We start from the raw sequence: 23,288 nt of genomic DNA on the forward strand, positions 1-23,288 counted from the left end.
TTGGTTGACTTCACGCCGGCGCGGTGGCCGACAGAAATTGTTGCAGGCGCTCCGATTTCGGCGCGCCAAACAGAGCCTCTGGCGGGCCCTCTTCTTCGATCTTTCCCATATGCAGAAAGACCACATGGTCTGACACATCACGCGCCAAACGCATGTCATGCGTTACAAGGATCATCGTGCGATGCTCGCCCGCGAGGTCCTTGATCACTTTGACCACTTCTTGCTGCAACTCGGGGTCCAGCGCAGAGGTGGGTTCGTCAAACAACAGCGCCTTTGGCTCCATGCACAAAGCGCGTGCAATCGCGGCGCGCTGCTGTTGGCCGCCCGACAGTTGGGCGGGATAGGCGTCACATTTGTCGCCAATGCCGACCTTGTCGAGCAATGCGCGCGCAAGGGTGTCGACCTCGGCCTTGGGGCGCCCCAGCACGGTGACCGGCGCTTCCATGACGTTTTGCAAGATCGTCATATGCGCCCACAGATTGAACTGCTGAAACACCATCGACAGATTCGTGCGGAATCGGGTGACTTGGGCGCGATCGGCGGGGCGGCGCGACAGGCCTTGGCCCTTCCACTGAACGCTCTCATTTTCAAACAAGATCTCACCCGACTGGCTGTCTTCCAGCAGGTTGGCGCAGCGCAGCAATGTGGATTTTCCCGACCCCGAGGAGCCGATAAGCGAAATCACCTGACCGCGACATGCCTTGATCGAGACGCCCTTGAGCACCTCAAGAGAGCCGTAGCTCTTGTGAAGATCGCGGATTTCGATGACGGGCGCATCTTGGGATGCAGGGTCTTTTAGGGGCACGCAGCGCAGCTTCTCTTTGTCCGTTTGGTCAATCTGGCGCGAATTCGATGCGGAATGCAACGGGGTCGTGACAGTTGACCCAAGGAAAAGCGGCGAAAACACGGGCAGATGACGTAAAAACAGGCGCTACGAGCACGATGATCAGTTGCGTCGTTCCTCAACGCGCCGACGCGCCAAGGCCGAATCGACATCATTCACGCCCAATAACTTTGAGGCGAGACGGATCAACGTTTCTTCATGGGCGTCGCGTTCGCCATCGGCCAGCGCGACATCCCACAGCGCCTCGATCACGCCTGCGCGGTCCTCATAGGCGACCTTATCCTTAAGCGCGCGGGTGAAGCGCACGGTGTCGGGCGCGCTTGCCTCGACCTCTTCGGCGTGGTGGCGCAATTCGCTGGCCTCCTGCGTCGACAGCCCGTTGCGCGCGGCCAGAACGCGGTCGATGCGCACCTTCTCGGCCTCGGCATAATCTTCGTCCGAGCGCGCAAGACGCACCAATAGCGCCGCCAAAGCCAGCTCGCGCTCGTCAGAGGCCAGCGGATCGATCGCGGGGGCGGGATCATTCAAGATATTGAGCAAGCGTCCAAACATGACTCTACAATTAAGCTCAATCGCGAAAAGGACAAGTCACGTCACAGCTAGGTGCGCAGAGTTTCCCAAGCGCCAGCCGCGCATACAGCTCTGCGCCGAAGCGCAGTGTTGCGGTGCACCCTTTAGCGCGCGGCTTTCTCGGCGATCCCCGAGGTGCCTTCGCGCCGCTCCAACTCGGCCAAGACTTCGGCCAGCGACACATCGCGCGCCGCCAGCATCACCAGCAGATGATACAGCACATCGCCCGCCTCATAGACCAGATTTTCGCGATCATTCTTGACCGCTGCGATGATCGCCTCAATCGCCTCTTCGCCAAATTTCTCAGCCACCTTTTCAGGGCCTTTGGCCAGCAGCTTGGCGGTCCAGGAACTGTCAGGATCCGCGCCTTTGCGCGATTGGATCGTGGCAAAAAGCGTTTCCAGAGTGTTCATCACAACCTCACCGCAATGCCCGCATCGGCCATGTGTTGCTTGGCCTCGCGGATCGTGAATTCGCCAAAGTGAAAGATCGAGGCCGCCAGCACCGCACTGGCCCCGCCCTCGATCACGCCCTCGACAAGGTGATCGAGCGTGCCCACGCCGCCGCTCGCGATCACGGGCACATCGACCGCATCCGAAATCGCGCGCGTCAACGGCAAGTTAAAGCCCGCCCGCGTGCCGTCGCGATCCATCGAGGTCAGCAGGATTTCCCCCGCACCTTTGGCGGTGACCGTGCGGGCAAATTCGACCGCATCGATGCCGGTGGATTTGCGCCCGCCATGGGTGAAAATCTCCCAGCGGCCCGGCGCGACGGTTTTGGCATCAATCGCGCAGACGATGCATTGGCTGCCAAAGCGGTCGGCGGCCTGCGCGATCACATCGGGATTGGCGACCGCCGCCGAGTTGAAGCTGACCTTATCGGCCCCCGCCAGCAGCAACGCGCGCACGTCTTCATGGCTGCGCACGCCGCCACCCACGGTGAGAGGCATGAAACATTGCTCGGCGGTGCGGGTGACGAGATCGAACATCGTGCCGCGGTTTTCATGCGTGGCGTGAATATCAAGGAAACACAGCTCATCCGCGCCCGCCGCGTCATAGGCTTTGGCGGCCTCGACCGGGTCGCCCGCATCGATCAGATTGACGAAGTTGACCCCCTTGACCACGCGCCCATCGGCCACATCAAGACAGGGGATGATCCGGGTTTTCAGCATGGTGCGGGGCTCCTTTGGGGCCTTCTTAACGCGCAACAGGGCGAACGCAAAGAGGGCTTTGTGCCAAACCGGGCCAACGCGCACATGACCCGACCGAGGCTAGGCGCCGACCGCCTTGCGCACCATGTCCCAGTAGATATCGGCAACCATCGCGCGGCTAAGCCGCCCGCCTTCGCGAAACCATGTGGTGACGCCCGTCAGCATGGCGATGATGGCCATCGTGGCAAGCTTGGTATCGGGGATCAGGAAGACGCCCGCCTCTTGGCCCGCCTTGAGGATTTCCTCCAGCTCGGTCTCATAGGCGCGCCGCAGCCCCTCGATCATTGCGAAATTCTCGGGGCCTAGATTGCGCAACTCCATATAGCTGAGAAACACCGCATCGGCGCGGCTGAGGTTGAAACCGATGTGAAAGCGCACAAAGGCCTCGAGCGCGGCCATCGGCCCTGCCCCGCGCTCCTCGGCGGCCCAAGCGGCCAGCAGCTCATCCATATGGGTCTTGAGCAAGTCAAACAGCAGCGCCTCTTTGTCGGGCGTGTAAAGATACAGCGCCCCCGCCTGCACCCCGACCGCCGCCGCGATCTGGCGCATAGAGACGGCCGCAAAGCCGTGGCTGGCGAAAAGCTGCAACGCCTGCTCGCGGATTTTCGGACCGGTGATTTGTGAATGCGAACCCGTTTTGCGTGCCATGATGCGACGTTAACTGAACGCCTGTTCAGTATCAAACCCGAAAGCGGCCAATCGGCACTGGTGCTGGGCGCGGATGCGCCATATCTTGATGCGATCTGATCAGGAGAGAGCATGCTGCGCGCCCCTTCCCTTTTGGCCTTGTTGTGCCTTATGTCGGCTTGCGCGAGCACGCAGGATCAGGGCTATCCCGCACTTGTCCCGATGGAGAGTTTGCTCAGCGATGCGCCGCTTTCCCCCAGCCCCGCCTCCGCACTTGTGGCGCGCGCCGATGCGCTGCGGGCCCGCGCGGCGGCGCTGCGTGCTGTTACAGTGGTGGATGAGCGCGATCTGAGCGCCCAATAGCGGCGGCGCTGCACGCCGTTGCACGGAACGCAGTTTCCCGCTAACAGGGCGCAATTCCGTTTTTGCACGAGGTTTCCCATGTCTGCGCCCGTCCCTTCCGACAAGCCCCTGCGCCTCGGCATTGCGGGCCTTGGCACCGTGGGTATCGGCGTGGTCAAGATCGTGCAACGTCATGCTGACATGCTGGCCGCGCGCGCCGGACGCCCGGTTCAAATCACCGCCATCTCGGCGCGCGACCGCACCAAGAACCGCGATGCGGATCTGTCAAATTACGCATGGGAAAGCGACCCGGTGGCGCTGGCCATGCGCGACGATGTCGATGTCTTCGTCGAGGTGATGGGCGGGCATGAGGGCGCGGCCAAGGACGCCACCGAAGCCGCGTTGCGCGCGGGCAAAGATGTCGTGACCGCCAACAAGGCCCTGCTGGCCCATCACGGGCAGGCGCTGGCCGAACTGGCCGAGGGCCTGAATCGCGCGATCCGCTTTGAGGCGGCCGTGGCGGGGGGCATTCCGGTCATCAAGGTGCTCACTGAGGGGCTCGCAGGCAATGCGATGCGCCGGGTGATGGGCGTGATGAACGGCACCTGCAACTACATCCTGACCCGGATGGAAGAGGCCGGCCTGCCCTATGACACGGTCTTCGAAGAGGCCCGCCAACTGGGCTACCTTGAGGCCGATCCGAACCTTGACGTGGGCGGCATTGACGCAGGCCACAAGCTTGCAATCCTTGCTGCGATTGCCTTTGGCACACAGGTCAGCTTTGACAATGTGGTGCTGGAAGGGATCGGGCGTATCTCGATCGACGACATTCGGCGCGCTGGAGATTTGGGCTATAAAATCAAGCTTCTGGGCGTTGCGCAGATGACCGGGCGCGGGTTGGAGCAGCGCATGACCCCCTGCCTCGTGCCCTCTTCCTCGCCGCTCGGGCAGCTCACGGGCGGCACCAATATGGTCGTACTTGAGGGCGATGCGGTCGGCCAGATCGTGCTGCGCGGCGCGGGTGCGGGTGAAGGCCCGACCGCTAGCGCCGTGATGGGCGATGTGATGGATCTGGCGCGCGGCTTGCGCCTGCCGACCTTTGGCCAACCGGCTGGCAGTCTGATGCAGGCCACCCCCGCCGTGACCTCTGTTGCCGCGCCGTATTATCTACGCCTGCAACTGGCCGACAAGCCGGGCGCATTGGCCAAGGTGGCGACAATCTTGGGCGAATCGGGCGTTTCGATCAGCCGGTTGCGCCAATATGGCCATGCCGATACCTCGGCACCGGTGTTGATCGTGACCCATAAGACCACGCGGGACGCAATCGACCACGCTCTTGCCGCCCTTCCCGCCACCCGCGTCGTCGAGGGCGAGCCGGTCGCGATCCGGATCGAGGAACTCTAAGCCGCGTCAAGCGCACCAAAACCGCCGAGCGGGCGCGCCGTTAGCGTTCACAGGGTTGCTCTTGCGCGCACGGAGGGGTTTACCTGTGCGCGATCGATAACGCCCTAGGCAATCAGGAAGATACAGATGACCCCTCCGAGTGACTTCAATGACCGCATGCTCTCATTGGGCCTTGCCCGCGTCTCTGAGGCGGCGGCGCATGCCTCGGCCGATCTGATCGGGCGTGGCGATGAGAAAGCGGCCGATCAGGCGGCGGTGAACGCGATGCGCGAGCAGCTTAACAAGCTGGACATCCGCGGCACCGTGGTGATCGGTGAGGGCGAGCGCGACGAAGCCCCGATGCTGTTTATCGGCGAAGAAGTCGGCGCAGGCACTGGCCCGGAGGTCGATATTGCGCTGGACCCGCTCGAAGGCACCACGCTGACGGCCAAGGATATGCCCAACGCGCTGACCGTGATCGCGATGGCGCCGCGCGGCTCGCTGCTACATGCACCCGATGTGTATATGGAAAAGCTCGCGATCGGGCCGGGCTATGAAAAAGATGTCGTCAGCCTCGACATGAGCCCGACCGAGCGGATCGAAGCTTTGGCGCGCGCGCAAGGGGTCGAACCCAAGAACATAGCGGTCTGCATTCTGGATCGCCCGCGCCACGAGGACATGATCGCCGAAGTGCGCAGCACCGGTGCCAAAATCCGCCTGATCACCGATGGCGACGTGGCTGGCGTGATCCATTGCGCCGAGCCCGATTTTACCGGGATTGATATGTATATGGGGTCCGGCGGCGCGCCCGAGGGCGTTCTGGCGGCCTCGGCGCTGAAATGCATGGGCGGGCAGATGTGGGGCAAGCTGTTGTTTCGCAACGATGACGAGCGCGGCCGCGCCCGCAAGGCCGGGATCACCGATCTCGACAAAATCTACACTCGCGACGACATGGTGCGCTCGGATGTGATCTTTGCGGCAACCGGCGTAACCGACGGCTCGATCGTCAAGGGCGTCAAGCGCGAGCCGACCTATATCGAAACCGAAACGATGTTGATGCGCTCAAAAACCGGGTCGCTGCGCCGGATGATCTATCGCAACCCGGTGCGGTAAGACCCGCCGCTTGCAACGTCAAAGGGGGCCGCGCGGCCCCTTTTTTCATGCCCGGTTCAGGCGCTGGCGGCCTCGGCGGCGAGCAAACGAATCCGCTCGATCATTGCGCGCAGCCCGTTCGAGCGTTGCGCCGACAGGTGATCGTTCAACCCCAGCCGCGCCAATTCCGCAGGCGCGTCAACCGCGCCAACCTGCGTCACGCTCAGACCCGAATAGAGCGCATGCAGGATCGCGATCAGCCCCTGCACGATCATCGCATCGCTTTCGCCTTCAAAATCGAACTGCGCATCGGGGCCGGTGCCAGAAATCCGTGGCAGCAGCCAAACCTGACTGGCACAGCCATGCACCTTGGTCGCGGGCACTTTGACCGCCTCGTCCAGCCCGGGCAATTCGCGCCCCAGCTCGATCACATGGCGATAGCGGTCCTCCCAGTCGTCGAGAAATTCAAAGGTCTCGGCAATCTCTTCAAACGCTTCGCGGGCCATCACGGGGTTCCTTGCATCAACTCGAGGCTCTTGGGTAACGCGCGCAGCCGCCTGCGTCCAGACGCGGCTTTTCAAAAGCAGCGTGATCGGCTACCAGAGGTCTTGGACAGCTTCGGAGCGACCATGAACAAAGCCCTGATTGCGGCACTTGCCTTGACTCTTGCCACCGCTGGCTGCGGCACCATTCGCGGCAGCAAACTCAACCCGTTCAACTGGTTTGGCAGAAGCCAGCCAGAGGCGCAGACGACGCTGGCGCCCAAGGGCGGCTACCCCGATCAAATCGGCAAGCCCTGGCAGCAGCCGGTCGCGCAGGTGATCAGCCTGAGCGTGGACAAGGCCCCATCGGGCGCGATTGTCACCGCGATGGGCCTGCCCCCGACGCAAGGCTATTGGCAAACCGATCTGGTCGCGCTCAATAACGGCGAACCCGATGCGAATGGCACGATAACCTATCGCTTCATGCTGACGCCGCCCGCAGCGGACAGTGCAGATGCGCGCCGTGTGTCGACGCAGCAATCGCGCGAAGTTTCTGCCGCCACGTTCATCAGCAACTACAAGCTGGAAACTGTGCGTAAGATCGTGGTTGAGGGTGCAAATAACGCACGCTCGGTGCGCCGCTAAGCGTCACGCCCAAACGTCTTGCTTAAGTAGCGCCGTCGACCGGCGCTACAGATCGACCAGTTCGACCGCGCCACTGCGCGCGGTCAGCCCGACCTCGCCCTTGGCCAATCGCAGCGCATCATGGCCAAACACCTCGGCGCGCCAGCCCTGCAAGGCCGCGACATCGCGTTTTCCTGCCGCGATCCGATCCAGATCCGCAGAGTTTGCGATCAGCTTGGCCGCCACGCCCGTCTCTTGCGATTTCGCCTTGAGCAGCACGCGCAAAAGATCGGCCAAGGCAGTATCGACCTGCAATTGCTGGCCCTGATCCGAGACGCGCGGCAACGAGTCCTGCGGGGCCTCCAGCGCTTCTTTCACAGCCGTCATGATCCCCTCGGCAATCTCACCGCGCCGAGCCTCGCGCAGCAGCAGGCGCGACCGGCTGAGGTCATCTAGCGTGACAGGCTTGGTCGAGGCCAATTCCAGCAGCGCATCATCCTTGAAAATGCGCGAGCGCGGAATGTTGCGGTTTTGCGCATAGCCTTCGCGGAACTGCGCGAGCGCACGCACGATACCCAAGAATCGGGCCGAACTGGTGCGCGTTTTGACCCGCTGCCACGCCTCTTCGGGGCGGTTGATATAGGTCTCGGGATTCAGAAGCACCGCTTCTTCCTCTTCGACCCACGCGTCGCGCCCGGACTCCTTGAGCTGCGTTGCGAGGAACTCATAAATCTGGCGCAGATGGGTGACATCGGCGATCGCATATTTCTTTTGCGCCTCGGTCAGCGGGCGGCGCGACCAATCGGTGAAGCGCGACGATTTATCCAGCGATTCCTTGGCGATCTTGCGCACCAGCGTCTCATAGCCCACCTGCTCGCCAAAGCCGCAGACCATCGCGGCAATCTGGGTGTCAAACAGCGGATCGGGAAAGACATTGCCCTCGATGAAGAAAATCTCAAGATCCTGACGCGCGGCGTGAAACACCTTGACCGTCGCCTTGTGGCGAAACAGATCATAAAGCGGCTCGAGCGAAAGATCGGCAGAGAGCGGATCGACAAGCACCGCCTCACCCTCTTGGCCATCGCGGTCTGGCAGGGCCATTTGCACAAGGCACAGTTTGGACCAATACGTCCGCTCGCGCAGAAATTCGGTGTCGATGGTGACGTAAGGCTCTGACTTCGCCTTTTCGCAATAGGCCGCGAGGGCGTCGGTCGTAGTGATGGTCTGCATGGCGCGCTTTCGCAATGGAACGCGGGGTCATCCCGCAAGGTCTTTTTCCTTTAGACGGGCGCGCGCGAAATGAAAAGCACCGTGGAGACGCCGATCCCGCAGCCGTGGCGCGAAAGCCGCGGATGGGGGGCTACGTGAACAGCGGTGTGCGATCGCCTTGGGCAAATCGGCGCAACACTGCCGGGTACAGGCGATGTTCTTGCACCAGCACCCGCGCGGCCAATGTTTCGGGCGTGTCGCCCGGCGCAATAGCGACCCGCGCCTGACCCAAAATCGGGCCGTCATCCAGCACGGGGGTGACTTCGTGGACGGTACACCCCGCCTCGGCATCGCCCGCCTCAAGCGCACGGGCATGGGTATGCAGGCCGGGATATTTCGGCAAAAGCGAGGGGTGGATATTGAGCATCCGACCCGCGAAACGGCCCACAAAATCGGGCGTCAACACGCGCATGAACCCCGCCAGACAGACAATATCGGGCTGCGCTGCCAAGATCGGTTTCAACAGCTCTGCCTCAAACGCGGCGCGATCCTTGCCATAGGGGCGATGATCAATCGCGGCCGTCGCCACACCTAGGCGCGCGGCCTTTTGCAGCCCCGCCGCATTTGCATCATTGCTGGCGACAAGAACGGCGCGCGCAGGGTGATCGTCGCGCATGCTTTCAAGCAGCTTGATCATGTTCGACCCGCCGCCTGAAATCAGGATCGCGACGCGCAAGGTCACAGCAGCGACCCTGTATAGGCCACGCCCTGCCCGGCGCTCAGCGTGCCAATCCGCGTCACGGTTTCGCCCGCCTCCGCCAGCAGTGCCGAGATCGCATCGGCACGCGCGGGGTCAACCACAACGATCATCCCAATGCCGCAATTGAAGGTCTTGAGCAGCTCGCCCTCGGCCATGCCCGCTGTTTCGGCCAGCCAGCGGAACACCGGGGGCAATTCCCAAGCGTCGAGGTCAATTTGCGCGCCCATGCCCTCGGGCAGAACGCGCGGCAGATTTTCGGTCAGCCCGCCGCCAGTGATATGGGCGAGCGCATGGACGCCGCCCGCGCGCACCGCCGCAAGCGTCTGCGTCACATACAGCCGAGTCGGGGCGAGCAAAGCGGCGCCAAGCGCGCCTTCAGCAAATGGGCAATCCGCGTCCCAGCCAAGGCCCGACATCTCAACCACTTTGCGCACGAAGGAATACCCGTTCGAATGCACCCCGTTCGAGGCCAGCCCCAGCAGCACATCGCCCTCGGCCACGCCTGCGGGCAGGTCGCTGCCACGTTCCATAGCGCCGACGGCAAAGCCCGCCAGGTCGAAATCACCCTTGTGATACATGCCCGGCATTTCCGCCGTCTCGCCGCCGATCAGCGCACACCCCGATTGCGCGCAGCCCTCGGCAATGCCGTTGATGATCGCGGTGGCCTGATCCAGTTCCAGCTTGCCGGACGCAAAATAATCCAGGAAAAACAGTGGCTCAGCACCTTGGCAGACCAGATCATTGACGCACATCGCCACCAGATCGATCCCGATCGTGTCGACATTGCCGGTATCGATCGCGATGCGCAGCTTGGTGCCCACGCCATCGGTCGCCCCGACAAGGATCGGGTCGTTATACCCGGCGGCCTTGAGATCGAACAGCGCGCCGAACCCGCCCAGACCCGACATCGTGCCGGGGCGTTGCGTGCGCTTGGCGGCTGGCTTGATCCGCTCGACCAAAGCATTGCCTGCATCAATATCCACGCCCGCATCGGCATAGGTCAGGCCCGGTTTCTTATCGGTCATGGCGGCGCTCTCCAAGATGGGTCAACTGGGGCGCAGCCCTAGCGCAAGACCCGGGGTCAAGCAACGTCTGTTGGCCAAAAGCACGCCAAATTCTTGACGCCGCGTGCGCGCGTGATAGAGGGAGAGGCAATGGTGGGCCTGTAGCTCAATTGGTTAGAGCAGGGCGCTCATAACGCCTTGGTTGGGGGTTCGAGTCCCTCCGGGCCTACCAGTATCGCTCCTTGCGGTTCTGCTTGGGCGTTTTCGTGCGAGAGTCGGCCTTGTCGCGCCCCGTCCGGAAAACGAGTGGTGGCAAGCGGATGCTGCCCGACCTGTCGAAAAAGACTATGGCGACGGAGAGCAAATCACAGCGCCGCCACAAATAAGCCCAACGAAAATCCCCATTGCTTTGCACAATAGTGATGTTAGTTGAGTCTCAAAGAACAAGTATCCGAGCAGTAACCAGTTTTCTTTCAACAGATCTATCAAACGGGATGATATCCCGCTTGCCCCGCACTCTGGCGGGCCAGATGTGTCTGCGGATCACCAGGATACTGCGCGCAACCTAAGGGCACCCGCGCGATGGCGAGCACGTTTAACTGGATCTATCTGGACAGTTCGACCACCTTTATCGATCCGACCGAAGGCAACTCCAGCATGGAGAATTACAATGCCTTCACCGGAACCACCTTCGGGACCGCCACCGCCCCCCTTTACCAACACATCACCTCGGCGACGACCGTTGATAATGGCGGCACCTCGGGCGCGCTGGATACCAATAACAACATCTCCAACGATCAGATCATCACCAATGTCGGCAATGGCACCGAAACGCTGATCTATGATGGTCTGGTCGTCTATAATGCCACGCTGACCTATGTCGATGGCACCACGGCAAACGTGTCCGCTGTGATCGTGCAAACGACGGATGGCAAAGTTTTCCTTGCGCCGGAGATGACCGCCAATGCCGATACCACCGCCTATGAGGCCAAGCCGATCCAGTCGATCCTGCTGAACAGCGCGACCAGCTATACCAACACCAACCTCGGCGCGGATCGCTATCAAACCGGCTTTGACGATGGCTATATCGACGGCACGTCGGGCGGCGACCTGATCAATAGCAGCTATGTCGAGCCGATCGCGAATGGCTCGGACAAGGTTGATAACAACGATGCCGGCCTGCCCGGCAGTTCGGGCAATGACGACTATATCCGCGCGGGCGCTGGCAATGACACCGTCTTGGCCGGTCTGGGCAATGACACGGTGATGGCGGGCACGGGCAATGATTCCGTCGATGGTGGCGCGGGCAACGACTCGCTTATGGGCGAGGCTGGCAATGACACGCTGATCGGTGGGGCAGGCAATGACACGCTGAACGGTGGCACAGGGGCCGATAGCCTTGTTGGTGGCGATGGTAATGACACGCTGATCGGCGGCGCGGATAATGACACGCTTTCAGGCGATGCGGGTAACGACTCGCTGGATGGCGGCACTGGCAATGACAGCCTGCTGGGCGGTGTTGGCAATGACACGCTGCATGGTGGTGCGGGCGCGGATGTGCTGAACGGCGGCAGCGGCATGGACTACGTCGATTACACCGATAGCGGCGCAGGCGTGAACATCAACTTGGGCGCGGCCACCGCCTCGGGCGGGGATGCGGCGGGTGATACGCTGTCGGGCGTGGATGGGATTTATGGCTCGGCCTATGGCGACAGTTTGGTGGGGTTTGACGGATTCTCGACCGACCCAACAGACGGCTACACCAACGTCTTTTACGGCAATGGCGGCAATGACTACATCGACGGCGCGGGGGGCGATGACAGCCTTTATGGAGGCGCGGATAATGACACTGTGCTGGGCGGCGCGGGCAACGATCTTGTCGATGGTGGCAGCGGCAATGACAGCCTTGATGGTGGCGCAGGCAATGACACCGTGCTGGGTGGCGCGGGCAATGACACGCTGACTGGCGGTGCGGGGGCTGACACGCTTTCGGGGGGCGATGATCAGGACACCTTCGTCAACCTGACCAATGGCGATGTCGTCGACGGGGGCGAGGGCGGCACCGATTTCGACACGCTTGATCTGCGCGACTGGGGCAAGGACCTTACGAATATCACCTTTGATCCGGGCAATCCCGAGAATGGCTCGGTCGAATTCCTCGACCCCTCGGGCAATGTCGTCGGCACGATGAGTTTCACTAATATCGAGCGCGTGATCCCCTGTTTCACGCCCGGCACGCGGATCGCAACGCTGCACGGAGAGCGCTTGGTCGAGGACCTCGAGGTCGGCGCGCGCGTGCTGACGCGCGACAATGGCTATCAGACGATCCGCTGGATCGGCAGACGCCACCTTAACCTGTGCGAACTGCGCGCCACGCCAGCGTTTTACCCGATGCGGATCGCGCCGGGCGCACTTGGCCCCGACATGCCGATACGCGAAATGCGGGTTTCGCCGCAACATCGGCTGCTGTTGACCGGGCCGCGCGCGGAGTTGCTGTGCGGCGAGCCCGAGGCGCTGGCCGCCGCGCATCATCTGGACGGGCTGCCCGGGATTGCGCGCGACGAAAGCGTGCAAGAGGTGATCTATATCCACCTGATGTTCGATCAGCATGAAATTCTGTCCTCGGACGGGCTGTGGAGCGAAAGCTACCAGCCCGGCGTTGCCACTCTGCGCGATATGGAGGACGGCCCCCGGCGTGAGCTGTTGATGTTATTCCCGGAATTGGCGGCGGGCACGCTTGCCTATCCGGCGGCGCGCCCGAGCCTGAGACGCTATGAGGCGCGACTGATCGCGGCCGCCTAAGGGCGGGGTGCGGGCGCGATCAGGGTTGCGCCGTGGGGTCTGCCTTCGATAGACGCGATGGAAAGAGTGGCGTGCAAGGCGCGCCCTGCCCTGTCTCACGCCGACCGCGAGGAGCCCCATGACCCAGCGCAATATCTTGATCTTGATGGTTGATCAGCTCAACGGCACGTTGTTTCCCGATGGCCCCGCCGACTGGCTGCATCTGCCCAATCTGAAAAAGCTGGCCGCGAAATCGGTGCGTTTTGCCAATGCCTATACCGGCTCACCACTCTGTGCGCCGGGGCGGGCGGCCTTCATGTCGGGCCAGCTTCCCTCGCGCAATGGCGTCTATGACAACGCCGCCGAGTTCCGCTCGGACATTCCGACCTATGCCCATCATCTGCGCCGCGCGGGCTATCAGACTTGCCTATCGGGCAAGATGCACTTCGTCGGCCCTGATCAGTTGCACGGCTTTGAGCAACGTCTGACCACCGATATCTACCCCGCCGATTTCGGCTGGACGCCCGATTACCGCAAACCCGGTGAGCGGATCGATTGGTGGTATCACAATATGGGCTCGGTCACCGGGGCGGGCGTGGCCGAGATCACCAACCAGTTGGAATATGACGACAATGTCGCGCATGAGGCGCGCATGAAGCTCTATGATCTGGCGCGCGGCGATGATGCGCGCCCATGGATGCTGACGGTCAGTTTCACACATCCGCATGACCCCTATGTTGCGCGTCAGAAATACTGGGATTTATATGAGGATTGCGCGCATCTGGAGCCAGAGGTCGGCGTGATCCCCTTTGAGGATCAAGACGCCCATTCCAAGCGCTTGCTAGAGGCCAATGACTGGCAGGCCTTCGACATTACCGTTGAGGATATCCGCCGTTCGCGCCGCGCCTATTTCGCCAACCTGTCCTATCTCGACGATCAGATCGGAACGCTGCTGCAGGTGCTGCAAGACACGCGCCAAGAGGCCACGATCCTGTTTGTCTCGGATCACGGCGATATGCTGGGCGCGCGCGGGCTGTGGTTCAAGATGAGCTTTTATGAGGGCTCGTCCCGCGTGCCGATGATGCTCTGCGACCCCGACCTCGCGCCGGGGCTGATCAGCGATCCGGTTTCGACCATCGACGTGACCCCGACACTATGCGATCTGGCGGGGATTTCGCTGGCCGAGATCGCCCCATGGATCGACGGGCAAAGCCTGTTGCCGCTGGCGCACGGCACTCCGCGCACCGCCCCCGTGGCGATGGAATATGCCGCCGAGGGGTCATTTGCGCCGCTGGTGAGCCTGCGCAAGGGGCGTTTCAAGCTGAACCTCTGCGCGCTGGACCCCGATCAACTGTTCGATCTGCAGGCCGACCCGCATGAATTGACCAATCTCGCCACCGACCCTGCGCATGCCGATACGCTCGCCGCGCTGAAAACCGAGGCCGCCCAGCGTTGGGGCGTGGAGCGGTTCGATCAGGATGTGCGCGCAAGCCAAGCGCGGCGCTGGGTCGTCTATGAGGCGCTGCGACAGGGCGGGCACTACCCGTGGGATTACCAGCCGCTCAAGAAGGCCTCCGAAGCCTATATGCGCAATCACATGGATCTCAACGATCTTGAGAACCGCAAACGCTTTCCGCGCGGGGACCCATAGCTTCTTCGTGATCGCCTTTCCTCTGTTGCGTTGCGCCCTACCCTCGTGGCCAACCGCAATAAAGGAGAGCCTCCATGTCTGTCCCGATGATCACCCTCAACGATGGCACGAAAATCCCGCAACTCGGGCTTGGCGTGTGGAAAATGCCCGATGACGAAGCGCCCGGCATCGTCATGAGCGCGCTCAATAACGGCTATCGCCATATCGACACAGCCGCCATTTATGGCAATGAGCTCGGCGTGGGCAAAGGCATCGCGCAAAGTGATGTGGCGCGCGAAGACATTTTCGTAACTTCAAAGCTTTGGAACGATCAGCAAGGTTATGACGAGACCCTGCGCGCCTTTGATGAAAGCGTGGGTAAGCTGGGCTTCGACACGCTTGATCTCTATCTGATCCACTGGCCGATGCCCGCCAAAGATAAGTTCGTCGAGACCTGGAAGGCGTTCATTCGGCTGCGCGACGAGGGCCGCGTGCGTGCCATCGGCGTGTCGAATTTCCTGCCCGAGAACCTCGAGCGGCTGGTCGATGAAACCGGCGTGACCCCGGCGCTCAATCAGGTGGAACTGCACCCGCGGTTTCAACAACTCAGCCAGCGCGCCGCCCATGCAAAACTGGGCATAGCGACGGAATGTTGGTCACCGCTGGGGCAAGGCGAATTGCTAACCGAACCCGCCCTGATCGAGATCGCCTCGCGCTATGGCAAGTCCGCCGCGCAGGTGATTTTGCGCTGGGAGATTCAGCTTGGTCTGATCACCATTCCAAAATCGTCCAATCACGACCGGATGCGCGAGAATATCTCGGTGTTCGACTTTGAACTGACCATGGAAGAGATGGCCCAGATCGCCGCGCTCGATTCCAAGGATGGCCGGATCGGGCCGGACCCTGCAACAGCAGATTTCTGAGGCACTTGCGTGGGCGGGCCTAGTGCTTGCCCACGCTGTTATGAATGCGCCGGATCATCAGCCAGACCATCAAGATCACCAGCGGCGTCAGCCCGGCAACCATCAGCTCTTTCGAAATCCCGACCTGCTTGGCCACCGGATAGGCCAGATAGCCCGCCAGACTGACCGCGTAATAGCTGATCGCGACGACCGACAGCCCCTCGACCGTGTGTTGCAATTTAAGTTGCAGGTCTGATCGCCGATCCATGCTTTCCAGCAGTTTCTGGTTCTGCGCCGAGCGTTCCACATCCACTCGCGTGCGCAGCAACTCGCCCGCACGCGCCGCGCGCGTCACCATCTGACGCAGCCTCGTTTCGGCAGATTTCACCGTGCGCACCGCCGGGTCATAGCGCCGCGCCATGAACTCGCTCAGCTTTTGACGCCCTTCAAAGCGGTTTTCGCGCAGGCTTTCGACGCGTTCACGCACGATCGCCTCATAGGCGCCCGTGGCCGAGAACCGGAAGGAGTGCTGCACCGCAAGGCTCTCCAGCTCGGCCGAGATTTCCAGCAAGCCGTGTAACGTCGCCTCGGCAGAGCGCGCATCATCGCCCATGCCTTCGACCAATGCGGTCAGTTTGGGATCAAGGGCGTTGAGGCGATGCGACAGATCGCGCCCGCGCGTCAGGCCCAGCATCGACATCGCACGATAGGTTTCCAACTCGCACAGGCGCTGCACCGTGCGCCCGATCCGCCCCGGCCCGGTGCCCGGACGCACGAAAACCGCGAACCGCATCTGACCATTGGGATCAATTCGGAAATCGCCCGCCACAACCGCCGCCCCGTCCAGCACCCAGGTGCATACAAGGCTTTCGGCGACGAACCATTGCTCTAGGAACGGGTCGATATCATCGGGGTTGGCGGGCAGTTCCTCGATGCGGATCTGCACGGCGGCAAGCCGCCCCCCCGGCCCCGAAGCGATCCAGCTTGGCGGAAAAACCTCGGTTTCGGCAGGGTCAAAGGGGCGCGCCGAGGTGCCGGGCGCAAAGGCGAGATAGGTCGTGAACTCGGTATGGCTTTCCCATTTCAGCTCATGGCGCCCGATCCTGCCCGCGTAATGGGTGATCCCGGTTTGCGGCGGGGTCGCGCCGGCGCGGGTAAGCAGCGCTTGCAGATGCTCTTGATCCTTGGCGCGGTCGCGATTGGCCGCATTATGGGGCTCTTTGAAGGCGACATAAACGGCATGGCCGGGCACGCTCAACCTTGGATAGGGGCGGGCGTGAAGCTCGTTGACCAGCGCATAGCGCTGCGGGTGATCAGATATCGGGTCCATCGCAAATTCCTGTGGCTCACAGTGCCGTTACTGCTTGCTGAGACGAAACCGCCCCGCAATCAAGCGTTTGAGGGTATGCAACAGTATATCGTGCAAATCTGCCACAGCGGGGGCCGCGTTACAGCCCGATCCGGTCGCGCATCGCAAACCACGTCATCGCCAGCGCCAAAAGCGGGCTGCGCAACATGCCGCCGCCCGGAAAGCTTGGCACGTTCAGCCCCGCCATCAGATCGAACGGCTCCGCTTGACCGGCCACCGCCTCGGCCATGATTTTGCCCGCCAGCGTGCCCATCGCCACGCCATGCCCGGAAAACCCGCTGGCCGAGAGCGCATTCTTCAGCGGGCGCGCGAAATAGGGCATCCGCGAACGGGTGATGGCCAGCGTGCCGCCCCAAGCGTAGTCGATGCGGGTATCAGCGAGGCCCGGATAGACCTCCAGCATCGGCTTGCGCACGGTTTTCAGGATATCGGGAAAGCGGTAGCCATAGCTTTCACCCCCGCCAAACAGCAGACGATTGTCCTCGGACAGCCGCCAGTAATTCACCACGAATTTGGTGTCGGCTACGGCCACGTTTTCGCGCAAGACCTGCGCGACGCGATCCCCAAGCGGCTCGGTTGCGATGATGAAATTGTTGATCGGCATCACCCGGCTGGACACGCGCGGCGCAAGCTGGCCCATATAGCCATTGCCTGCAAAGATCAGATGATCGGCGTCGATATGGCCGTGGCGCGTTTGCACCCGCACCTTCGCGCCGGGGCGGATGTGATGCACATGCGAATTCTCATGGATTTGCACCCCGGCCTTGTCACAAGCCAGCGCCAACCCTTGCGCAAAATTCAGAGGATGCAGATGGCCCGCGCCCCGGTCGATATCGCCGCCCAGATAGGCATCGGAGGGCAAGATCGCGTGCAACGCGTCCCGGTCCAGCGGCTGCACCTGATCATAGCCATACTCGCGCGCCAGCTTTTCCGCCATATGATGGGAATGGGTGACCTCAGCGGCTGTGCGGCAGGCGTGAACGATGCCGGGATGCAGGGTCACGGGGATCGCGTGATCCGCAATCAGATCGCGGATCAGCTGCTTGGCTTCTTGGCCCAGATCCCACAGCTTGCGCGCCATCTCGGGGCCATGCGCGGCCTCAAGATCGTCTTGCTCAAGACGCTGCCCCGAGCCCACCTGCCCACCATTGCGCCCGCTTGCGCCAAAGCCGACACGGTGGGCCTCTAGCAGGGTCACGCCAAAGCCGCGTTGCGCCAGATGCAGCGCCGCCGACAGCCCCGTGAAGCCCGCCCCCACGACACACACATTGGTGTCGTGCCGCCCCTTCAACTCGGGCCAGCGTCGATCCGTCAGCGCGGTGGCAGCATAATAGCTTGGCGCGTGCTCACCTTGGCGATCATTGGCGAAAAGCAGATCCATCAGATCACACGTTCAACAGCAGGTGTTCACGCTCCCACGGGCTGATGACTTGCAGGAACTCTTTGTATTCATTGCGCTTTACCGCCTCATACACATTACAGAATTCCTCTCCCAGCACATCGCGAACCGGGGCGCTTTCGCTCATCAAATCCAGCGCATCGCCCAAGGTCACGGGCACATCTTCGGCCGACATATAGGCATCGCCCAGACATTCGGGCTTGGGCATCTTCTTTTCCTTGAGCCCAATATAGGCGCAAGCCAAAGACGCCGCGAGCCCCAGATAGGGGTTGCAATCCATCCCCGCCAAACGGTTCTCGATCCGGCGCGCGGCAGGCCCCGAGATCGGCACCCGCAAGCCGGTGGTGCGGTTGTCACGCCCCCATTCCAGATTGATCGGCGCGGCAAAATCGGGAACGTAGCGACGATAGCTGTTCACATAGGGCGCAAGCAGCGCAATCACCGCCGGCAGATGGCTTTGCAGCCCCGCGATGCAGTGCATGAACGCCTCGGTCTCGCTGCCATCGGGGTTGGAAAAGATGTTCTCGCCGGTTTTGATGTCGATCACCGATTGGTGGATATGCATCGCCGAGCCCGGCTCGCCCTCGATCGGCTTGGCCATGAAGGTCGCGAAGCAATCGTGGCGCAAGGCCGCCTCGCGGATCAGCCGCTTGAAGTAGAAAATCTGATCGGCCAGATGCACCGGGTCGCCATGCGCAAGGTTGATCTCGATCTGCCCCGCACCGCCCTCTTGCAAGATGCCGTCGATCTCAAAGCCCTGCATTTCGGCGAAATCATAGATATCGTCGATCACCTTGCCATATTCATCGACCGCGCTCATCGAATAGGCCTGTTTCGCCGCTGCGCGCCGCCCCGAACGCCCCATCGGCGGAATGATCGGCTGGTTGGGGTCGATATTGCGCGCAACGAGGAAGAATTCCATCTCAGGCGCGATGACCGGGCGCCAGCCCTCGGCCTCATACAGCGCCAAGACCCGCTTGAGCACATTGCGCGGCGCGATCGGAACCGGATTGCCCTCTTGATCCTCGACATCGTGAATGATCTGCAAGGTCCAATCTGCCGTCCAAGGCGCGGCGGTCGCGGTCGAGAAATCAGGCGTCAGGATCATGTCCGGCTCGGTAAAGGCACCGCTGGGGTTATCCGTCCACTCGCCCGTGATCGTTTGCAAAAAGATCGAGTTCGGCAGGAAAAACCGATCCTGAAACTTGAATTTCGAGGCCGGCATCGCCTTGCCGCGCGCCACCCCCGCAATATCGGCGACGATACATTCCACCTCGTCAAGGCGGCGCCCGTTCAGGTAGTCACGCGCCGCTTGCGGGATCTTGTCGGTCCAATCCGATGTCTGGCTCATCTGTCAGCTTTCCGGGCGCGCCAGCGCCCTGTCTTGCAAGAAAAAATCCGCGATCATTTCGGCGATGCGTTGCGATCCGTTGGGCTGACCCAGCCGCGCTCGCGCCGCCTGCATCAGAGGTTCGGGCACCACGCCTTGTCCGCGCGTTGCCATCAGCCCGTCAACAAAGCCGTCGCGAAACTCTGGATGGGCCTGCACCGAAAACGCACGATCCCCGTATATCAGCGCAGGATAGCGACAAAAATCGTTTTGCGCTATGGGCTTGGCCGTGGACGGGATTTCCGTCACCTGATCCTGATGCCATGCGTTAAGCGTAATCGCCTCGCCCTCAAAATCATAATCCTGCGGACCAACGGCCCACCCCTGCGGATATTTCTCAACCCGCCCGCCCAACGCCTGCGCGATAATCTGATGGCCAAAACAAATCCCCACCAGCGGGACATTCGCCGCAACCGTATCGCGGATAAATTGCTCAAGCGGAGCGATGAATGGATGATCCTCATAGGCGCCATGACGCGAGCCGGTAATCAACCAGCCCTCGCAGTCATGCACGTCTTTCGGCAACTCCATATTCTCGACATCATAGCGCACGAACTCCAACCCGCGCCCCGCTAGAAGGCGTTCGAACATATCGGGGTAATCCCCCGCTTCTTCGCGCAGCACATCAGGCGATTGGCCGGTTTGAAGGATACCGATTTTCATGAAAGCTCCGAGGGCTTTGTGGGTGCAGCACTTGCCGCTTTGACGAAAGGCTAATGCGACCCGCAAGCCGCCGCAAGGGGGGCGCTGCCCCCGTCTCGTTACACGAGACTCCCCCGGGATATTTTGGGAATTTGGAAGCGAAGAAAAGTTTGGCTTCCAAATTCCCAAAATATCCCGGGGTGAATTTGCGCAGCAAAGAGGGGCAGCGCCCCCCTGTTCGGTCGCAATCAGATCGCGATACCTTGGCGTCCGGCGAGATCGGTAAAATATTGCCACGCCACGCGACCCGAGCGCGACCCGCGCGTCGCCTGCCATTCGATTGCCTCAGCGCGCAAGGTTTCGGCGTCAATCTGCACCCCGTAGGCCGCGCAATAGCCCGCGATCATCGTCAGATACTCATCTTGCGAACAGGGGTGAAAGCCCAGCCAGAGCCCGAAACGATCCGAAAGCGACACTTTTTCCTCGACCGCCTCGGAGGGGTTGATCGCGGTGGAGCGTTCGTTCTCGATCATGTCGCGCGGCATCAGGTGACGCCGGTTCGAAGTCGCGTAAAGGATCACATTGGCTGGCCGCCCCTCGATCCCGCCATCCAGAACCGCCTTGAGCGATTTGTAATGCTGATCGTCATGGCTAAAGCTCAGGTCATCGCAAAACAGCACGAAGCGCAGATCGGGTTCAGCGCGCAGATGCGCCAGCAGCCGCCCGACCGAGGGCAGATCCTCCCGCGCCAGTTCCACCAGCTTGAGCGGCAAGCCTTCGGCCACCGCCGCCGCATGCGCCGCCTTCACCAGTGAGGACTTCCCCATTCCGCGTGCGCCCCAGAGCAGCGCATTATTGGCCGCCGATCCGCGCGCAAATTGCAGCGTATTGGCCAATAGCGTGTCGCGCGATCGATCGATCCCGTGCAACAGCCCCAGATCGACCCGCGAGACCTGCGCGACAGATTCCAGCCGGTCAGGCGCGGTGTGCCAGATGAAGGCATCGGCGCAGGTCATATCCGGGGCGGGTTGCGGCGCGGGGGCAAGTCGTTCCAGCGCCTCGGCAATCCGGCCAATCGCATCATCGCTCATGAACGCCCCTCGTCTTCGCCCTCGTCTTCATCTTCGTCCCATTCTTCGGGGTCGATCCATGTGCCGTCGGCGCGCATCCGGGCCTCACGGGTCTTTTCAATCCGCTTCACCAGCTGGATCGAAATCTCATAGAGACCATAGACCACGGTGAACAAAATCACTTGGCTGACGACATCGGGCGGCGTGGCAATCGCGGCCACGATCAGGATCGCGACGACGGCATATTTGCGCATATTGCCAAGCCCTGCCGAGGACACCAGCCCCGCCTTGCCCATCAGCGACAGCAACACTGGCAGCTGGAAACAGATGCCAAAGGCCATCACGAATTTGATCGTCAGATTGAGATATTCCTGCACCGAGCCCTGAAAGCCGATCGCGGCCATCTCATTGCTGCCTTGATGCGCGGCCATATCACCTTGCTGAAAACCAAGGAAGAAATTGAACGCCAGCGGCAAGATCACGTAATAGGCGAAAGCCGCGCCGAGGAAAAACATGATTGGCGAGGCAACCAGGAACGGCAGGAACGCGTTCTTTTCATTCTTATAAAGACCCGGCGCCACAAAGCGCCACATCTGATAGGCGATGATCGGGAAAGACAGCGCGAACCCACCCAAGAAAGAGATGTTGATCGCGACGAAGAAGCCTTCTTGCAGCTTGATCAGATAGAGCCCGCATTGCTCTCCGCGAGAGGACAGCGCGTGGCAGACCGGGCGAGTGAGAAAGTTGAAAATCGGGTTCCACACCGTGTAGCAGACCACCATTGCCACCACGAACGCGCCCAGCGAATACAGGATCCGGGTGCGCAATTCCGCGAGGTGCTCAATCAGCGGCGCAGCGCTTTGCTCCATGTCATCGGGGTCGCTCATGCGTCATCTTTCTTGGGCGCGGGTTTGGCCGCTGCGGTCTTGCGTGCGCTGGCAGATGTCTTCGCCGCCGTTGCTTTGGGCGTTGATTTAGGCGCGGATTTGGCGGCGGTCTTTGCAGGCGCTTTCTTGGCACTTGCGGCTTTCGCTGCCGGGGCTTTGGGTGCGGCTTTCGCCGTCGCAGCCGATTTGGCAGCGGGTTTCTTCGCCGCTGGTTTCTTCGCCGCCGATTTTGCGGCGCTTGCGGGCGCGGGCTTGGGCGGCGTGGCCTCGGGATCGGGCTGCAGCGTATTGGGTTTGGCTGCGCCGGGCCCTTTGGGCTCCCATTTCTCAAAACTGTCAGCAGCCTTTTCCAGCGCATCCAGCCCAAGCGACTTTTTCGAGGTCAGCTTTTTGAGATCGCGCACCGAATTGGCCGCCTCATCCAGACCGCTATCCTTGGCCGCATCCTCCATCGCCGAGGAGAACTCGCGCGCCATGGCCTTGGCCTTGGCGGTCATCCGTCCAAGCTGATGAAACATCTTGGGCAAGTCCTTGGGACCCACCACGATCAGCGCCACGACGCCAATCAGCAGAAGTTCACTCCAACCGATATCGAGCATGCGAAATCAGACCCTCCGGTCAGCGGTTCACGGGTGCATCACGCCGCGCGGCATGATGCGCAATCAGACCTCAGACCTTGTCTTTTTCTTTTTTCGGCGTGATGTCGCGCGCCTCGGTCTCGTCTTCAAGCGAGGCAGTCTCGATCTCGTCGGTGCCCTCTTTGACGCCCTTCTTGAAGGACGTGATGCCCTTGCCGACCTCGCCCATCAACGACGAGATCTTGCCGCGCCCGAACAGGACCAGCACCACAACAGCGATCAGCAGAAGGCCGGGTAGGCCGATATTGTTAAGCATTGTTTTCTCCCCTCGAGCGCAGACCCGCCGCCTGCGTTCTTCGTTCAAGGGAAGTATTTATGACCATGCGCGCCCCAATCCTAGAGAGATTCGCCCTATGAGCACTGTCTTGGCGCAGATTACTGACAGTTCATTGTCAGTTGCCCTCGGGGGCGCTAGGCTCATCGCGCCCAAGAT

General features: G+C 61.6%; 24 protein-coding genes and 1 tRNA gene. 8 read left to right on the forward strand and 17 right to left on the reverse strand.

The features are described from left to right. Window positions 1–10: 10 nt before the first annotated feature. The 5 genes from AB4874_RS15525 to AB4874_RS15545 form a co-directional block, all read right to left on the reverse strand. Window positions 11–805 carry an ABC transporter ATP-binding protein gene (locus tag AB4874_RS15525; RefSeq protein ID WP_295535991.1) on the reverse strand — a complete coding sequence of 265 codons (795 nt, stop codon included), beginning with the start codon at window positions 803–805 and terminating at the stop codon, window positions 11–13. Between the two features lie 141 nt (window positions 806–946). Further along, window positions 947–1,396, reverse strand: coding sequence for a tellurite resistance TerB family protein (locus tag AB4874_RS15530; protein ID WP_368392655.1), 450 nt, complete (start codon window positions 1,394–1,396; stop codon window positions 947–949). A 122-nt stretch (window positions 1,397–1,518) separates the two neighbouring features. Beyond that, a complete protein-coding gene (locus tag AB4874_RS15535) occupies window positions 1,519–1,827 on the reverse strand; it encodes a phosphoribosyl-ATP diphosphatase (protein ID WP_295535996.1) in 309 nt (102 codons plus the stop codon). Next, on the reverse strand, window positions 1,827–2,585 hold the full coding sequence (gene hisF / locus AB4874_RS15540; RefSeq protein WP_295535999.1) for an imidazole glycerol phosphate synthase subunit HisF: 759 nt from the start codon (window positions 2,583–2,585) through the stop codon (window positions 1,827–1,829). Before hisF ends, AB4874_RS15535 begins: the two co-directional genes overlap by 1 nt. A gap of 99 nt (window positions 2,586–2,684) precedes the next feature. Beyond that, on the reverse strand, window positions 2,685–3,272 hold the full coding sequence (locus AB4874_RS15545; protein WP_295536002.1) for a TetR-type transcription factor C-terminal domain-containing protein: 588 nt from the start codon (window positions 3,270–3,272) through the stop codon (window positions 2,685–2,687). Between the two features lie 111 nt (window positions 3,273–3,383). On the opposite strand from AB4874_RS15545, the gene AB4874_RS15550 reads away from it, so the two are divergent. The 3 genes from AB4874_RS15550 to glpX all read left to right on the forward strand — a co-directional run bounded on the left by AB4874_RS15550 (window position 3,384) and on the right by glpX (window position 6,089). Next, a complete protein-coding gene (locus tag AB4874_RS15550) occupies window positions 3,384–3,614 on the forward strand; it encodes a hypothetical protein (protein ID WP_368392656.1) in 231 nt (76 codons plus the stop codon). A 78-nt stretch (window positions 3,615–3,692) separates the two neighbouring features. After that, on the forward strand, window positions 3,693–4,997 hold the full coding sequence (locus AB4874_RS15555; protein ID WP_368392657.1) for a homoserine dehydrogenase: 1,305 nt from the start codon (window positions 3,693–3,695) through the stop codon (window positions 4,995–4,997). A 126-nt stretch (window positions 4,998–5,123) separates the two neighbouring features. Further along, complete coding sequence (glpX, locus tag AB4874_RS15560; RefSeq protein WP_295536010.1) at window positions 5,124–6,089, forward strand: class II fructose-bisphosphatase; 966 nt, start codon at window positions 5,124–5,126, stop codon at window positions 6,087–6,089. 56 nt (window positions 6,090–6,145) lie between these two features. On the opposite strand, the gene AB4874_RS15565 is transcribed toward glpX, so the two are convergent. Then, window positions 6,146–6,574: a SufE family protein gene (locus tag AB4874_RS15565; RefSeq protein WP_368392658.1), complete on the reverse strand. Its 429-nt coding sequence runs from the start codon at window positions 6,572–6,574 to the stop codon at window positions 6,146–6,148. 123 nt (window positions 6,575–6,697) lie between these two features. Between AB4874_RS15565 and AB4874_RS15570 the strand changes: the two genes are divergently transcribed. Continuing rightward, window positions 6,698–7,195, forward strand: coding sequence for a hypothetical protein (locus AB4874_RS15570; protein WP_295536016.1), 498 nt, complete (start codon window positions 6,698–6,700; stop codon window positions 7,193–7,195). Window positions 7,196–7,240: 45 nt separating this feature from the next. Here the strand turns inward: AB4874_RS15570 and rnd are convergent, their stop codons facing one another. The 3 genes from rnd to purM form a co-directional block, all read right to left on the reverse strand. Then, a complete protein-coding gene (rnd, locus tag AB4874_RS15575) occupies window positions 7,241–8,404 on the reverse strand; it encodes a ribonuclease D (RefSeq protein WP_295536019.1) in 1,164 nt (387 codons plus the stop codon). Between the two features lie 130 nt (window positions 8,405–8,534). Next, window positions 8,535–9,125, reverse strand: a complete 591-nt coding sequence (gene purN / locus AB4874_RS15580) for a phosphoribosylglycinamide formyltransferase (RefSeq protein WP_368392659.1) — start codon at window positions 9,123–9,125, stop codon at window positions 8,535–8,537. After that, on the reverse strand, window positions 9,122–10,168 hold the full coding sequence (purM, locus tag AB4874_RS15585; protein ID WP_368392660.1) for a phosphoribosylformylglycinamidine cyclo-ligase: 1,047 nt from the start codon (window positions 10,166–10,168) through the stop codon (window positions 9,122–9,124). Before purM ends, purN begins: the two co-directional genes overlap by 4 nt. 134 nt (window positions 10,169–10,302) lie before the next feature. Here purM and AB4874_RS15590 point away from each other — a divergent pair. From AB4874_RS15590 to AB4874_RS15605, 4 genes are all read left to right on the forward strand, one after another. Next, window positions 10,303–10,379, forward strand: a tRNA-Ile gene (locus AB4874_RS15590). A 350-nt stretch (window positions 10,380–10,729) separates the two neighbouring features. Continuing rightward, window positions 10,730–12,949, forward strand: coding sequence for a Hint domain-containing protein (locus tag AB4874_RS15595; RefSeq protein ID WP_368392661.1), 2,220 nt, complete (start codon window positions 10,730–10,732; stop codon window positions 12,947–12,949). Between the two features lie 118 nt (window positions 12,950–13,067). Further along, window positions 13,068–14,579: a choline-sulfatase gene (gene betC / locus AB4874_RS15600; protein ID WP_368392662.1), complete on the forward strand. Its 1,512-nt coding sequence runs from the start codon at window positions 13,068–13,070 to the stop codon at window positions 14,577–14,579. Between the two features lie 74 nt (window positions 14,580–14,653). Next, a complete protein-coding gene (locus AB4874_RS15605; RefSeq protein ID WP_368392663.1) occupies window positions 14,654–15,481 on the forward strand; it encodes an aldo/keto reductase in 828 nt (275 codons plus the stop codon). Between the two features lie 19 nt (window positions 15,482–15,500). Here AB4874_RS15605 and AB4874_RS15610 read toward each other — a convergent pair whose 3' ends face one another. The 8 genes from AB4874_RS15610 to tatA all read right to left on the reverse strand — a co-directional run bounded on the left by AB4874_RS15610 (window position 15,501) and on the right by tatA (window position 23,111). Beyond that, entirely contained in the window at window positions 15,501–16,790 is a 1,290-nt protein-coding gene (locus AB4874_RS15610; RefSeq protein ID WP_368392664.1) for a DUF3422 family protein, read from the reverse strand. A 118-nt stretch (window positions 16,791–16,908) separates the two neighbouring features. Beyond that, entirely contained in the window at window positions 16,909–18,210 is a 1,302-nt protein-coding gene (locus AB4874_RS15615) for an NAD(P)/FAD-dependent oxidoreductase (RefSeq protein WP_368392665.1), read from the reverse strand. A gap of 4 nt (window positions 18,211–18,214) precedes the next feature. Next, window positions 18,215–19,579, reverse strand: a complete 1,365-nt coding sequence (locus tag AB4874_RS15620) for a glutamine synthetase family protein (protein ID WP_295536042.1) — start codon at window positions 19,577–19,579, stop codon at window positions 18,215–18,217. A gap of 3 nt (window positions 19,580–19,582) precedes the next feature. Continuing rightward, complete coding sequence (locus AB4874_RS15625) at window positions 19,583–20,281, reverse strand: type 1 glutamine amidotransferase (RefSeq protein WP_295536045.1); 699 nt, start codon at window positions 20,279–20,281, stop codon at window positions 19,583–19,585. 227 nt (window positions 20,282–20,508) lie between these two features. Continuing rightward, window positions 20,509–21,351: an ATP-binding protein gene (locus AB4874_RS15630; protein WP_368392666.1), complete on the reverse strand. Its 843-nt coding sequence runs from the start codon at window positions 21,349–21,351 to the stop codon at window positions 20,509–20,511. Further along, entirely contained in the window at window positions 21,348–22,217 is an 870-nt protein-coding gene (tatC, locus tag AB4874_RS15635; RefSeq protein WP_368392667.1) for a twin-arginine translocase subunit TatC, read from the reverse strand. The genes AB4874_RS15630 and tatC overlap by 4 nt, the downstream gene beginning before the upstream one ends. Then, window positions 22,214–22,816, reverse strand: a complete 603-nt coding sequence (gene tatB, locus AB4874_RS15640; protein ID WP_295536053.1) for a Sec-independent protein translocase protein TatB — start codon at window positions 22,814–22,816, stop codon at window positions 22,214–22,216. The genes tatC and tatB overlap by 4 nt, the downstream gene beginning before the upstream one ends. A gap of 70 nt (window positions 22,817–22,886) precedes the next feature. Continuing rightward, a complete protein-coding gene (tatA, locus tag AB4874_RS15645; RefSeq protein ID WP_295536056.1) occupies window positions 22,887–23,111 on the reverse strand; it encodes a twin-arginine translocase TatA/TatE family subunit in 225 nt (74 codons plus the stop codon). Between the last annotated feature and the right edge of the window lie 177 nt (window positions 23,112–23,288).

It is taken from the genome of Thioclava arctica, assembly GCF_040892615.1.
GTDB classification, from domain to species: Bacteria; Pseudomonadota; Alphaproteobacteria; order Rhodobacterales; family Rhodobacteraceae; genus Thioclava; species Thioclava arctica.

Coding starts and splice junctions, on each gene's coding strand:
- AB4874_RS15620 (WP_295536042.1), bottom strand. CDS start 19,579: ATGAGCCAGACATCGGATTGGACCGACAAGATCCCGCAAGCGGCGCGT.
- purM (WP_368392660.1), bottom strand. CDS start 10,168: ATGACCGATAAGAAACCGGGCCTGACCTATGCCGATGCGGGCGTGGAT.
- AB4874_RS15610 (WP_368392664.1), bottom strand. CDS start 16,790: ATGGACCCGATATCTGATCACCCGCAGCGCTATGCGCTGGTCAACGAG.
- AB4874_RS15615 (WP_368392665.1), bottom strand. CDS start 18,210: ATGGATCTGCTTTTCGCCAATGATCGCCAAGGTGAGCACGCGCCAAGC.
- AB4874_RS15545 (WP_295536002.1), bottom strand. CDS start 3,272: ATGGCACGCAAAACGGGTTCGCATTCACAAATCACCGGTCCGAAAATC.
- rnd (WP_295536019.1), bottom strand. CDS start 8,404: ATGCAGACCATCACTACGACCGACGCCCTCGCGGCCTATTGCGAAAAG.
- AB4874_RS15625 (WP_295536045.1), bottom strand. CDS start 20,281: ATGAAAATCGGTATCCTTCAAACCGGCCAATCGCCTGATGTGCTGCGC.
- tatB (WP_295536053.1), bottom strand. CDS start 22,816: ATGCTCGATATCGGTTGGAGTGAACTTCTGCTGATTGGCGTCGTGGCG.
- tatA (WP_295536056.1), bottom strand. CDS start 23,111: ATGCTTAACAATATCGGCCTACCCGGCCTTCTGCTGATCGCTGTTGTG.
- AB4874_RS15550 (WP_368392656.1), top strand. CDS start 3,384: ATGCTGCGCGCCCCTTCCCTTTTGGCCTTGTTGTGCCTTATGTCGGCT.
- AB4874_RS15595 (WP_368392661.1), top strand. CDS start 10,730: ATGGCGAGCACGTTTAACTGGATCTATCTGGACAGTTCGACCACCTTT.
- AB4874_RS15565 (WP_368392658.1), bottom strand. CDS start 6,574: ATGGCCCGCGAAGCGTTTGAAGAGATTGCCGAGACCTTTGAATTTCTC.
- AB4874_RS15570 (WP_295536016.1), top strand. CDS start 6,698: ATGAACAAAGCCCTGATTGCGGCACTTGCCTTGACTCTTGCCACCGCT.
- glpX (WP_295536010.1), top strand. CDS start 5,124: ATGACCCCTCCGAGTGACTTCAATGACCGCATGCTCTCATTGGGCCTT.
- tatC (WP_368392667.1), bottom strand. CDS start 22,217: ATGAGCGACCCCGATGACATGGAGCAAAGCGCTGCGCCGCTGATTGAG.
- AB4874_RS15555 (WP_368392657.1), top strand. CDS start 3,693: ATGTCTGCGCCCGTCCCTTCCGACAAGCCCCTGCGCCTCGGCATTGCG.
- AB4874_RS15535 (WP_295535996.1), bottom strand. CDS start 1,827: ATGAACACTCTGGAAACGCTTTTTGCCACGATCCAATCGCGCAAAGGC.
- AB4874_RS15630 (WP_368392666.1), bottom strand. CDS start 21,351: ATGAGCGATGATGCGATTGGCCGGATTGCCGAGGCGCTGGAACGACTT.
- AB4874_RS15530 (WP_368392655.1), bottom strand. CDS start 1,396: ATGTTTGGACGCTTGCTCAATATCTTGAATGATCCCGCCCCCGCGATC.
- hisF (WP_295535999.1), bottom strand. CDS start 2,585: ATGCTGAAAACCCGGATCATCCCCTGTCTTGATGTGGCCGATGGGCGC.
- betC (WP_368392662.1), top strand. CDS start 13,068: ATGACCCAGCGCAATATCTTGATCTTGATGGTTGATCAGCTCAACGGC.
- AB4874_RS15605 (WP_368392663.1), top strand. CDS start 14,654: ATGTCTGTCCCGATGATCACCCTCAACGATGGCACGAAAATCCCGCAA.